Source organism: Hydrogenibacillus schlegelii (genome assembly GCF_001653195.1).
GTDB classification, from domain to species: domain Bacteria; phylum Bacillota; class Bacilli; order Thermicanales; family DSM-22653; genus Hydrogenibacillus; species Hydrogenibacillus schlegelii.
In genome coordinates this window covers 115,573-127,882 of sequence record NZ_JXBB01000034.1, presented here as the reverse complement: position 1 = coordinate 127,882, position 12,310 = coordinate 115,573, and the positions used below count along the sequence as shown (strand labels likewise).

The window sequence follows — 12,310 nt, the reverse complement described above, 5'->3', positions numbered from 1 at the left end:
CCGTTCGGAAGGAGGGGCCGCGGTGCACCGAAGGTCTGGCCGGGAAAAGGGCCGTCGGTCGGCGCTCATCGTGCTGACGGCGTTGGTCGCCGCCACCTTCGCGCTCGCCGGCGCGCAGCCGGCGGAAAACGGCGGCTGGGGCGCGAGCCGGGCGGCGGCGTTCGGCAAAGGGACGCTTCGCGTCGGCGCCCGAGGCGGCGACGTGTATGAACTGCAGGGGCGGTTGAAATATCTCGGCTACTACACCGGCCCGGTCGACGGCGTCTTCGGTTGGCGGACGTACTGGGCGGTGCGCAACTTTCAGTATCGCTTCGGGCTTCGGGTGGACGGCGCCGTCGGCCCGGCGACGAAGGCAAAGCTTTATGCGGCGACGCGGGGCTGGCGGCCGACGGCGCCCGCGACTCCGGCGCGGAAGGCCGGGTTCGCGGGGCCGGTCCTTCGGGTCGGCGCTCGGGGAGGCGCCGTTTTCGACGTCCAGGGGCGGCTTAAATTTCTCGGCTATTACAAGGGGCCGGTCGACGGCGTCTTCGGCTGGCGGACGTACTGGGCGGTGCGCAATTTTCAGTATCGCTTCGGGCTTCGGGTGGACGGCGCCGTCGGCCCGGCGACGAAGGCAAAGCTCTATGCGGCGACGAAGGGGTACCGTCCGACGGCGACGGCCGCGCCGAAACCGGCCCCCCGGACGACCGGTGCGACGACGACCCCGACCGGCGCCGTCGTCGGAGCGCGGGGGCGGTTTACGGCGCAGGAAGTGCGCCTCATGGCCAATGCCGTCTACGGCGAAGCCCGAGGAGAGCCGTACGTCGGCCAGGTGGCGGTGGCGGCGGTCATCCTGAACCGGCTGCACCACCCGGCGTTCCCGAATACGATCGCCGGCATCATCTTTCAACCGGGGGCCTTCACGGCCGTCGCCGACGGTCAGATCTGGCTCACGCCAAACGTCACCGCCCGCCGGGCGGTGATCGACGCCATCAACGGCTGGGATCCTTCGGGCGGGGCGATCTACTATTTCAATCCCGCCACGGCCACCTCGGCCTGGATCTGGTCCCGGCCGCAGATCAAGCGGATCGGCAACCACATTTTTGCCCGCTAGGCAAAGCGACTTTGTCCGCGCGGGCAAGGCGCAAGCCCGTTTCGATCGGGCGCCGGCGGGGAAAAGGGACTCCCTCCGCTTCCATCGCCCAGGAGGCCCGTCCGACCTCGGGCGATGGCCGGAAGAAGCGAGGTCGGTAGCGATGGCGGCGGCTTCGTCCGAAACACAGGCGGTGTGTTTTTCGACGTTGGGTGCTGTCTTTGGATGGCTTGACATACCTTACAGCCGTATCGTAAGATGAAGATGAAATCAAAGCCGGCGGCCGTCCGCCGGCCCCGATCACCGGCTTGGTGAGGGCGCTTGGGGCAGGCGGGCCGCGGAAAGGAGAGGGCGACGTGAGAGAGCTCGTGCTTAAGATCGATGGGATGACGTGTGGACATTGCGTCCATACGGTGACGAAGGCCCTTTCGGAACTGGACGGGGTGGAAGACGTCCACGTCGAACTGGAGGGCGGTCGGGCGGAGGTGGCCTTTGATCCGGCCCGGGTCGATGTGGAGGCGATGCGCCGGGCGGTGGAAGCGGCCGGTTATACGCTTGTGGCCGCGGAACCGGCGGATCGTTGATCGGTCGCCCCGTGAACCGAAACCGGCGCCGAGGGCAGGGACGCCGAATGCGTTCGATGAGCCGGCGCTCGGTCGCCGCTTTTCTTTTCGCTTTACGATACCCCCATCCTGTATTTCGGCGTCTTCAGGCGTCCGGCACTCCCGGAGAAATCGCGGCGTTCGGCCGCGGGCTTCCTGAGTCGCTTGATCGGGCGGCCGGCCGCCGTGTGAAGACGCGGATGGGTGAATCCCGGGCGCCCGATCCCAATCCCCGGGCCTGACGGGTTTATCGGCGTGCCGGTTCGTCGGTCGCCAAAACGAAGGATCCGGTGCTCGGGGCGGGCACCGGGCGCCTTGAGAGGGGGGAACGGCGATGGGGCAGCAGGCAGAGCCGGTCGGAGCGCCGCCGAAGGCGAAAGGCGGGCCGCCGGGGGCAATGGAAGTCACGCTCGGCGTGACCGGCATGACGTGCGCCGCGTGCGCGGCCCGGATTGAAAAGGGGCTCGCGAAGCTCGACGGCGTCGCCGGGGCGGAGGTGAACCTCGCCCTGGAGAAGGCGACGATCCGCCTCGATCCCGAAAAGGTCGACCTCGCCCGGGTGGAGGCGGCGATCGCCGCCCTCGGCTACGGGACGGTGAAAAAAACGGTGCACCTCAAGCTCGGCGGTGGGACGTTGAACGACGAAGCGTCCCGGCGGCGGCTGGAGGCGGCGTTTCGCCACCTGCCGGGCGTCTTTCGGGCGGAGGTGAACGTGGCGACGGAGGAGGCGCGGATCGAGATTGCGCCTGAGGCGATCCGGCCGGAGGCCCTGATCGAAGCGGCGAAGGCCGCCGGTTTTGCGGCGTGGCTCGTGGAAGGGACGGAAGAAGACCCGAAGGAGAAGGAGATGCGGGCCAGAATCCGGCGGCTTCTCGCAAGTGCCTTGCTCACGTTTCCGCTCGCCTGGACGATGCTCGCCCACCTCATCCCCGGCGGGGAACGGTTTGTGCCGGAGATTCTCATGAACCCATGGGTGCAGCTTCTTCTCGCGACGCCGGTGCAGTTTTGGATCGGGTGGACCTTTTACCGCGGGGCTTACCTCAACCTCCGGGGCGGGAGCGCCAACATGGACGTCCTCGTCGCGCTCGGGACATCGGCCGCCTACGGTTACAGCCTCTATCTCGTGCTCTGGGAGTATGCGGCAAAGGGGCGGCCGGTCGATCTCTATTTTGAGACGAGCGCCATGCTGATTACGCTCATCCTCCTCGGAAAGACGCTGGAAGCCCGGGCGAAAAGCCGGACGGCCCGGGCGATCGAGGCGCTTTTGGCCCGGCAGGCGAAAACGGCCCGCCTCCTTCAAGACGGGGAGGAGGTCGAGGTGCCCGTCGAGCGCGTTCGGCCGGGGGACCTCCTTCGGGTGCGGCCGGGGGAGAAGATTCCGGTCGACGGCGTCATCGTCGAGGGCGAGGCGGCGGTCGACGAGTCGATGCTCACCGGCGAGCCCCTTCCGGTCCACCGAAAGGCCGATGACCCGGTCGTCGGGGCGACGGTGAACGTCGACGGGTCGTTTGTCATGCGGGCGACGCGGGTCGGCGAGGAGACGGTGCTCGCGCAGATCGTCGCCGCCGTCGAGCGGGCCCAGGGCGAAAAAGCGCCGATCCAGCGCCTGGCGGACCGCGTCTCGGGCGTGTTCGTCCCGGCGGTCGTCCTGATCGCGGTCTTTGACTTCCTCCTCTGGTATTTTGTCCTCGATCCGGGGGCCTTTGCCCGGGCGCTCAAAAACATGATCAGCGTCCTCGTCATCTCGTGCCCGTGCGCCCTGGGCCTGGCGACGCCGACCTCGGTCATGGCCGGAAGCGGCCGGGCGGCGGAGGCGGGCATCCTGTTTCGCGGCGGCGAGTCGCTGGAAGGGCTGGCCCGGGTGGACGTCGTCGCCTTCGATAAGACCGGGACCCTCACCGAAGGGCGTCCGGCGGTGACCGACGTCCGGCCGACCGCCGGCGTGACGGAAGCGGACCTCCTCACCCTCGCGGCGGCGGTGGAGGCGCATTCGGAACATCCCCTCGCCCGGGCGATCGTCGCTTATGCCCGGGAACGGGGAATCGCCGAACCGGAGGCGAAGCGGGTCAAAAGCGCCGCCGGCCGGGGGATCCGGGGTCGGGTGGAAGAGGCCGATGTCCGCGTCGGGTCGCCGGCGTGGCTACGGGAAGAGGGCATCGACATCGCCGCCCTCGAGCCGGAGATCGCGGCGCTTCAGGCGGAGGGGAAGACGGTCGTCGCCGTCGCCCGGGAAGCGGTGCCCCTCGGAGTGATCGCCCTCCAGGATACGCTCAAACCCGGCGCCCGGGCGGCGGTCGCGGCCCTTCGGGCCCGGGGGATCGAGGCGGTGCTCATCACCGGCGACCACCGTCGGGCGGCGGAGGCGGTCGCCCGCGAGGTGGGGATCGAGCGCGTCTTTGCCGGCGTGCGGCCGGAGGAAAAGGCGGAGATCGTCCGGCGCCTCCAGGCGGAAGGCCGGCGGGTGGCCATGGTCGGCGACGGGGTGAACGATGCGCCGGCGCTGGCGCAGGCGGATGTCGGGCTCGCTTTTTCCGCCGGGACGGACATCGCCGTTCAGTCGGCCGACGTGACGCTCCTCGGCGGAGATGTCGTCCGGGTCGTGCAGGCGATCGAGGCGAGCCGCATGACGCTCCGGAACATCAAGCAGAATTTGTTCTGGGCGTTCATCTACAACACCGTCGGCATCCCGATCGCCGGGGCGGGCCTCCTTCAGCCGTGGGTCGCCGGAGCGGCGATGTCGATGAGCTCGGTGTCGGTCGTCACGAACGCGCTCCGGCTTCGGCGGATGAAGCTTTCGACCGTCGGTCCCGAGGGGTCCGGCCGGTGAGGTCGGTGCCCGTTCTTATCGCCGGGCTGAAAACGCGGGACAGGATCGCGGCCTTTGCCGCGGGGGCGACCTTTTGCGAGAGACGGGGGATGACGATGGACGATGACCGTTTGCGGCCGACCCGCCGAGCGTTTTTAAAGGCGGCCGGCGTCGCCCTGTTTTCCCTGGCGGCCGGTTATCCGCTGGTCCGGGCGCTCGTTCGGGAACCGAAGCCGATCGAACCGGCGGCGACGGACGGGTGGGCCCTTCCGTCGGCCCCGCCCTGGCCGCCGGCAGTCGGACGGGAGCGTCGGATCCGGCTGGTCGTGACTCGGGACGTCGTCCGCCTTCCCGGCGGACCGTCCTTTCCGGCTTTTCGGGTGAACGGCCGCTTCCCCGCGCCGGAGATCCGGGCGACGGAGGGGGATCGGCTGATCATCGACGTCGTAAACCGGACGGACGCGCCGCTTACGTTCCACTGGCACGGCGTGCACACGCCGCCAGCGATGGACGGCGTGCCGTTCGTGTCCCAGGAGCCGATCCCCCCCGGCGAAACGTTCGTCTACTCGTTTGTCGCGGCGCCCCGAGGGACGCGCTGGTATCACGCGCACGTCGATGAAGTGCGTCAGATTCCGCTTGGCCTGTTCGGGCCGTTCATCATCGATCCGCCGGCCGGCGAAGCGGAAGGGCGGCCGGAGGAAAGCGGCGGGCGGCCTTGGGAGGCGGAAGCCGAGGCGATCCTCATGCTGCACACCCTCGGCCCGGACCCCGAAAACAATCCGGTCGGCGCGCTGACCGAAGGGAGCGGGCCCGTGGGTGGCATGGGCGGTATGATGGGCGGTCCGGGTCGCATGGGCGGGATGGGCAGGATGGGCGGAATGGGCGGCGGCGTGCCGCCGAATCTCCTCTATCTCGTAAACGGCCTCCCGGCCGCCTCCTTTCCTCCGCTGCGGGTGCCGGAAGGCGGGCGGCTTCGCCTCCGGCTCATCAACGCGAGCGCCACGGAACCGTTCTGGCTCGAGGCGCCCGGGGCCCATTTTCTCGTCGATCACGTGGACGGCAATGCCCTGCCGGAGCCGGTGCCGTTCGGCGACCTTTTTCTCGCTCCGGCGGAGCGGATCGACGCGTGGTTCGTCGCCGAACGCTCCGGAACGTTTGCGATTCGGTCGAAGATCCCGGGCCAGGAGGCGCTTCGCATTTCAGTGGAGGTGGCCAAAGCGGACGGCGAGTCGATCACCCCATCGGATCGCGGGGGCGGCTCTCACCTTCCGGGGACGGCCGAGAGCTGGTCGTACTGGGCGCTCGCAGGAGGTGCGGGAACGGCGCTTCCGGCAGTCGATCGCGTCGTTCCGATGGTCTTAAGCGGGGGCATGATGATGCCGGTCTGGACGATCAACGGCGAAGCGTATCCGCGCGTGACGCCGACCCGGATCGGGGCGGGGGAGCGGGTTCGGCTGGAGCTTTTCAATCACAGCATGGTCGATCATCCGATGCACCTTCACGGCCATACGTTCTGGGTGACGTCGATCCAGGGCGTGCCGCTTCGGCGACCGATTCCGAAGGACACGGTGAACGTCCGGCCGATGGAGCGGATGACGATCGATTTTGTGGCGAACAACCCGGGGCGCTGGCTGTTTCACTGCCATCAGCTGGTGCACATGGAGCAGGGGATGGCGACGCTCATCGAATACCGGAAGCAAGCGTGAGGGGACGGGGCGTCCGAGGGGAGGGACGGGAGGCTCCGGCTTGGTGTGGTCGACCGGCCGCCGCGGTTCGCCGCCGTCTCCCGTGAACGCGATGTGTGGTGGCTCGAAAACGGCGCGCAAACCTGGAGAAGAATCATGAAAGAGGGGATTCCCCAATGATGGGTCCGATGATGGGCGGCTATGGGGGATACGGGGGCTGGATGTTCGGCTTTCCTTTTCTTTTTCTTTTTCTTGGCTTGATCCTGCTTGCGCTTTTCGTCTGGCTGATCGTCCGGCTGGTCGCGAGTGTCGAGTCGGGGAAAAAGCACACGGCGAATCATGAAGAAATCGAGAACATTAGGAAAGAGCTTCGATGGATCAAGGAAGAGATTGAGAAGATGCGACAAAAGGAGTAGCGACGGAAGGCGTGATCGCCGTCTTCGGCGTCGCAATTTCAGATCGTCGCCACCTTCGGGCAACCCATCAACCCATGGCTGGCGATCGCTCCGGGAGAGCCCTATGACATCGAGTTTACCGCCAACAGCCCTGGCGAATGGTATCTGGAATGCCGCGGCGAAATGCAGGCTTTCAGCCAGGTTTCACTCCCAACCCGGCGGCGAACGACAAGCCGGAATGACGTCCTGTCGAGCCGACTCGCGATAGGCTTGACTCACTCGCAATACCCCCGCCGGTTGCCGAGGCTTTTTCGGTTGTGGTAAGATGGCGGAAGACAGGGGGGAGGGCGGATGAAAAACCGCGCCGTACAGGCGGGGCTCGTCGTCCTCTTGCTGGCCGGCGCCGCCTGGGTGATCTGGTCGAACTTCGTCTCGCGGGCGGAGCCGATCGAAGTCGGTCGGCCGGCGCCGGATTTTACGGCAGCTTTGCTCGACGGCGGGACGGTGACGCTGTCGGAGCTGCGGGGCCATCCGGTGCTCCTCAACTTCTGGGCGACGTACTGTCCGTCCTGCATCGATGAAATGCCGGCGATCGAGTCAGTGTACCAGAAGTTCAAGGACGACGGTTTCATCGTCATCGGCATCAACACCGGTGAAAGCGCCGTCACGATCCAGGGCTACGTTCGGCGGACCGGGGTGACGTATCCGATCGCCCTCGATCGGGAGGCGACGATCACGAAGCGGTACCGGGTATACGACCTTCCCCGTTCGATTTTCATCGCGCCGGACGGAACGGTGGCGGTCGATCACATCGGTCCGATGACCGCCGAGATGGTGGAGCGGTTTTACGCGAAGGCGATCACCGGCCGCTGACGGTGAGAAGAGGCCTGTCCGACGGCGGACGAAAAGAGCGCCGGCGGTCGTGGAGCGTTTGTCGGACGGTCAGGAAGCGTCTGGGCGCGTGGGGCCGAGGCGTTCAAAGGCGATACAGATCGGAATACGGCTGACGGCGATAGCGGAGGTGCGTCGTGAAGAGGACGGTTGTGTCGGTGCTGGCGCTTCTTTTGCTGCTCGGCGTCGCCATCTACTGGAACACCCGGGAAGGGACCAAGACGGCTCGGGAGGTTCGGGCGGAAGAGGGCTACCGGGCGCCGGGGTTTACGATCGAAGCGCTGGACGGCGGCGGGGTGCTGGACGTCGGGGCGCTCATCGGGCAAAAGCCGATTTTCATCAATTTCTGGGAATCGTGGTGTCCGCCGTGCCGGGCCGAGATGCCGTATCTCCAGAAGGCGTATGAGGAATACGGCCAGGACGTCGTGTTTGTGATGGTCAACCCGATGACGAGCGATACGCTGGCGAATGCGAAGGCGTTCCTGGCGGAGGAGCGGTATACCTTTCCGGTCTATCTGGATGACAAGGACGGGTCGGTGATGCGCCTTTACCGCGTCGGGGCCTTTCCGACGAGCTTTTTCATCGATCGAAGCGGTGTCATCATCGCCCGTCACATGGGCGCGATGAGCGAAGAGGTCGTCGAGACGCTGATGAAAAAGATCGCCCGCCCGTAGCGGCCCGGGCGAAAAGCGAGGCGCGGGATGCTGAACGTCGACTGGCTCCTTCTCCTTTTGGCCTTTGGCGTCGCGGGGGCGGTCGTCGCCCGGGCGCTCCCGCCGGCGGAGCGGGCCCGGGCGACGGACGTCTGGACGGCGGTCGGGCTTGCCGCGGTCGTCGGCTGGAAGTTGACGCCGCTTCTTTTTCATCCGGGGCTCCTTTTGGATCCGCTTCGCCTGTGGTTGCTTCAGAGCGGCGACGTCGGTCTCGGCGTCGGAGGGGCCTCGGCGGCGATCGCCTTTTTTTACATGGAACGAAAGGCGGTCCGGGCCGGAGGATGGGCGTCCGTGTTCCGATCGTTCCGGTGGCTCCTCGTCGTCGCTCTGGCCGGCTACGGCCTGTGGGGGCTGTTTGACGCCGTCCGGCGGGGAGAGGCGATCTCGCTCGTCCGGGCGGCGGTGGCGGTGCCGGCTTTCTGGGCGGCGTATCGGTCGGGGGGCCGAGCACCGGGGCGGCCGGCGGGCGGGCGGACGTCAGCGCAGGCCGGAGAAGCCGAAGAAACGGGGGCACCTCCAAACGACAAGGAGTCTTCCCAAAACGGTGCGCCGCCTTCGGCCGGCAGCGCCGCCCCGCCGGAGATGGAACCGGCGATCGGCCTTACGCTCGGGCTTCTTCTGCTCGCCGAAAGCCTGGAGGCCGTCCGGCTTTACGCGGGCCTTTCCCCGCTTCAGTGGGCGGCGGTGGCGGCGGCCGGGATTTACGGCGGGCTGTACGGGCTCGCCCGGCGGGGGACCGGATGGACCGGCGGGGAGTCCGTTTCGCGGTCGCCCGGTTCGGCGACTTCGGGCGGCAGGCGGGCCTCCGGCGGGCGGGTGTGACACCGGAGCGAGCGCTGGGACGGGTGCCGGAGCGAGCGGTGTGGCCGATGCGCGGGGACGGCGGTCGATCCCGGTTCGGCGCGGAAAACCGGGACGAAGCGCACGGAGCGAAAGGAGGCGTCGCGAATGGCGGGGGATCTGACGGTCTGGGTGGCGTTTTGGGGCGGCGTGGTGTCGTTCGTCTCGCCGTGTGTGCTCCCGCTGTATCCGTCGTTTCTGTCATACGTGACGGGGGTGTCCGTCCGGGAGATGCGGGAGGGGCCGCCGTCCGCCGTCCGGTGGCGGATCTTCGGCCATTCGCTCGCCTTCGCCCTCGGGCTTTCGGTCATCTATTTTTTGCTCGGCCTCGGGGCTTCGGAAATCGGACGCCTGTTCCAAGACTATCAGCGGCTCATCGGACAGATCGGCGGCATCGTCGTCATCGCCTTCGGGCTCGTCCTCCTCGGGTGGCTCAACCTGGATGTTCTGAACCGGGAGTGGCGGATGGAGCTCAAAGGGCGGCCGTCGGGGCTTCTCGGCTCGTTTTTGATCGGGTTCGTCTTCGGCGCCGGCTGGACGCCGTGCATCGGGCCGGTGCTCGGGGCGATTCTCATCATGGCCGCGAGCCAGCCGGAGCTGGCGATGTGGTATACGCTCTTTTTTGCCCTCGGTTTTTCGCTGCCGTTCGTGGTGCTCGGGTTTTTCATCGGGAGCACGCGCTGGATCATGCGCTATTCGAACGCGCTGGTGAAAATCGGCGGTGTGCTTATGATCGCGATGGGGCTGCTTCTTTTTACCGGGCAGCTGAATAAGATCTCGGCGTATCTGACGGCCCTCTTCGGCGGGTCGTGGCTGCGGTGACGGAAGCAGGGCCGCGGGAGGGCGGGAAACCCGGCGGACTTTTTCCACGGTTTTCCCTGTGTTAAACTGGGGACGGAGGCGCGTCTGACCGCGGTGGGTCTGACCGCCGACCAGTATCCGGTTCGGGGGTGGGGAGAGGATGCCGGAGGCGTTTCGGGTGGCCCTCTCGGTGCACATGATGTGGGGCGGGTTGCTCCTCTTTTTCGTGCTGGCGGCGATCTTTCGCCGGGTGTCGGTGTTTGTCTGGCTGTTTCGCCTGGCGGCCCTTCTGATGGTCGGAAGCGGGTTGGCGCTTCTGGCGATGCTTCATTTTCCGGCCGTGTTCGTGCTGAAGGGCCTTCTCGGCCTCGGGCTCATCGGCGCCGCGGAGGCGGTGCTCGGGCAGCTCCGCCGGGGGGAGCGACCGCCGGCGGTGGCGTGGGCGCTCGTCGCCGTCCTGTTCGTCGTCGTGCCGCTCCTCGGCTACCGGCCGCTTTGAGGCCTCGGTGGCGCCCGAAAAGGAAAAATTTTGCCGGCCGTCGGAGGATCGGCGACCGGTTGCGGCGGCAGGAAGGCGACGGAAGCCGCCGTTTTTCTTTTGGTTGCCGCTTTTGCCTGCCGCGATCCTGCCCGCCCCAATCCCGAACGTACGTTTGATTTTTCCCCGCCGGCAGGGTATACTCATCTCCGGGAAGAACAGATGTTCTGTCCGGACGCCGATCGCCCGGAAGCCGGCGCCCGGACGCCGGAGAGGGAGGCGCTCGTATGGCGGAACGGCTCATCTTTCTCGTCGACATGGAGTCGTTTTACGCGTCGGTGGAAGTCGCCGAGCGGCCGGAGCTCGCCGGCCGGCCGGTGGTCGTCGCCGGCGACCCGGAGCGGCGCCACGGCATCGTGCTTGCCGCCTCGCCGGAGGCGAAACGGTGCGGGGTGCAGACGGCGATGGTGCTCTTTGAGGCGGAGCGGCTCTGCCCGGCGCTCGTCGTCGTCCGGCCGCGGATGCGCCGCTATTTGGAGGTGTCGCTGGCGATCACGGCGATTTTGTACCGCTATTCGGACCTCGTGGAGCCGTATTCGATCGACGAGCAGTTTCTCGACATGACGGGGACGGTGCATCTGTTCGGGACGCCGGAGGCGGCGGCCCGCCGGATCCAGGCGGACATCCGCCGGGAAACGGGGGTGCGGGCGCGGGTCGGCATCGGACCGACGAAGGTGCTGGCGAAGATGGCGTGCGATGTGGCGAAGAAGCGGCCGGACGGGCTGTTTCGCACCCGCGGGGACGACCTCGCCGCGTGGCTGTACCCGCAGCCGATCGACGCCCTCTTCGGCGTCGGGACCCGGATGCGGGCGCACCTCGAGCGGATGGGGATCCGGACCGTCGGACATCTGGCGGCCTTTCCCCGGGAGACGCTCCGGCGGCGGTTCGGCCTCGTCGGGGAGCGGCTGTGGCGCTTTGCTCACGGGATCGACCCGTCGCCGGTTGTCCCGCCGGGGTCGGACGGGGCGGCGCTGCCGAAGAGCATCGGCCACGGGCTGACGCTCCCGTTCGACTACCGCCGGGGGCGGGAGATCGAGGTCGTCCTCCTGGAGCTCACCGACGAGGTCCTCCGGCGACTTCGGCAGGCGCGGGCCCTGGCCCGGACGGTGTCCGTCGGCGCCCGAGGGGCGGATTTCGGCCGACCGGAAGGGTTTTTCCGAAGGACGACGCTTCCGGCGGCGACGGACGCCCCGGAGGACGTCTACGGGGCGGTGCGGATGCTCTTTCGCCGGCACTGGGACGGGGCGCCGGTGCGGCAGCTTTTCGTCGCCGTCTCCGGCCTCGTGCCGGATGAGGAGCGGCAGCTTTCGCTTTTTTCGGACCGGCTGAAGGGCCGGCGGTTGGCGGCGGCGCTGGACCGGCTGGCGGAGCGTTACGGTCGGGCGGCGGTCGTGCGGGCGGTGTCGCTCCTCCCGGCGGCGCAGGCGCGAAGCCGGGCGGTGAAGATCGGCGGACATGCGGCGGAGTGAGGGAAGCGGGATGGCCGGCGGGACGAAGCGAACCGGCGGTCGGAGGCCGGAAGCGCGACGCGGAAGGGCGGGCGGGCCGCCGCCGTCGGTCGGGCCGGCGGCCGGGGACGAGGCGCGGGCGCCGGCGGACGTGTGGGCCGCGAGCCGCATGATGCTTCCCGAGCACGCCGAGGCGCTCCGCCGGTGGGCGGCGGGGCTCGGCCGGACGGCGCCGCCGGCGGTGGCGGAGGAGATGCGGGAGACGATCGAGCGGGCCCTCCGGTGGGCCGAGACGACGGGGCAGGCGGTCGTCCTCGTCGTCTACACGCCGGAAGGTCCGGTCCGTTTCGCCGGGCGGGTGGCCCGCCTCGACGTCCGGCGGCGGACGGTCGTCCTCGCCTCGGGCCGGGCGGTGCCGGTCGACCGGTTGCTGGACGTCGAGACGGCGGAAGGCTAAAAGTCGGAAGGCGAAATCGGAGGCCGAAAGCGCTGAGAACGATGATTTGTCTCAAGGGCGGC

At 68.1% G+C, this 12,310-nt stretch carries 12 protein-coding genes; all 12 read left to right on the top strand.

The genetic code is table 11. The features are described from left to right. Positions 1 to 22 precede the first annotated feature (22 nt). Positions 23 to 1,093, top strand: coding sequence for a spore cortex-lytic enzyme (gene sleB / locus SA87_RS14440; RefSeq protein ID WP_415579200.1), 1,071 nt, complete (start codon positions 23 to 25; stop codon positions 1,091 to 1,093). A 335-nt stretch (positions 1,094 to 1,428) separates the two neighbouring features. Further along, positions 1,429 to 1,656 carry a heavy-metal-associated domain-containing protein gene (locus SA87_RS09125; RefSeq protein WP_066202224.1) on the top strand — a complete coding sequence of 76 codons (228 nt, stop codon included), beginning with the start codon at positions 1,429 to 1,431 and terminating at the stop codon, positions 1,654 to 1,656. A gap of 352 nt (positions 1,657 to 2,008) precedes the next feature. Continuing rightward, positions 2,009 to 4,501, top strand: a complete 2,493-nt coding sequence (locus SA87_RS09120; protein WP_082718404.1) for a heavy metal translocating P-type ATPase — start codon at positions 2,009 to 2,011, stop codon at positions 4,499 to 4,501. 95 nt (positions 4,502 to 4,596) lie between these two features. After that, positions 4,597 to 6,186 carry a multicopper oxidase family protein gene (locus tag SA87_RS09115; RefSeq protein ID WP_169793324.1) on the top strand — a complete coding sequence of 530 codons (1,590 nt, stop codon included), beginning with the start codon at positions 4,597 to 4,599 and terminating at the stop codon, positions 6,184 to 6,186. Positions 6,187 to 6,284: 98 nt separating this feature from the next. Then, the gene (locus SA87_RS09110) at positions 6,285 to 6,581 is read left to right on the top strand and encodes a hypothetical protein (RefSeq protein WP_156516522.1); all 297 of its coding nucleotides are present in this window, start codon (positions 6,285 to 6,287) and stop codon (positions 6,579 to 6,581) included. 330 nt (positions 6,582 to 6,911) lie between these two features. After that, positions 6,912 to 7,433, top strand: coding sequence for a redoxin domain-containing protein (locus tag SA87_RS09105; protein ID WP_066202218.1), 522 nt, complete (start codon positions 6,912 to 6,914; stop codon positions 7,431 to 7,433). Positions 7,434 to 7,588: 155 nt separating this feature from the next. Continuing rightward, positions 7,589 to 8,125 carry a TlpA family protein disulfide reductase gene (locus SA87_RS09100; RefSeq protein ID WP_082718405.1) on the top strand — a complete coding sequence of 179 codons (537 nt, stop codon included), beginning with the start codon at positions 7,589 to 7,591 and terminating at the stop codon, positions 8,123 to 8,125. 27 nt (positions 8,126 to 8,152) lie between these two features. Further along, on the top strand, positions 8,153 to 8,986 hold the full coding sequence (locus SA87_RS09095) for a hypothetical protein (RefSeq protein WP_066202214.1): 834 nt from the start codon (positions 8,153 to 8,155) through the stop codon (positions 8,984 to 8,986). Positions 8,987 to 9,112: 126 nt separating this feature from the next. Further along, the gene (locus SA87_RS09090) at positions 9,113 to 9,826 is read left to right on the top strand and encodes a cytochrome c biogenesis CcdA family protein (protein WP_066202213.1); all 714 of its coding nucleotides are present in this window, start codon (positions 9,113 to 9,115) and stop codon (positions 9,824 to 9,826) included. Between the two features lie 139 nt (positions 9,827 to 9,965). Beyond that, complete coding sequence (locus SA87_RS09085; RefSeq protein WP_066202211.1) at positions 9,966 to 10,304, top strand: DUF1516 family protein; 339 nt, start codon at positions 9,966 to 9,968, stop codon at positions 10,302 to 10,304. 266 nt (positions 10,305 to 10,570) lie between these two features. Continuing rightward, positions 10,571 to 11,812 carry a DNA polymerase IV gene (locus SA87_RS09080; RefSeq protein WP_066202209.1) on the top strand — a complete coding sequence of 414 codons (1,242 nt, stop codon included), beginning with the start codon at positions 10,571 to 10,573 and terminating at the stop codon, positions 11,810 to 11,812. Then, positions 11,799 to 12,248 (top strand): YolD-like family protein, encoded by a 450-nt coding sequence (locus tag SA87_RS09075; protein ID WP_156516521.1) that lies wholly within the window; start codon positions 11,799 to 11,801, stop codon positions 12,246 to 12,248. Before SA87_RS09080 ends, SA87_RS09075 begins: the two co-directional genes overlap by 14 nt. Positions 12,249 to 12,310: the final 62 nt, after the last annotated feature.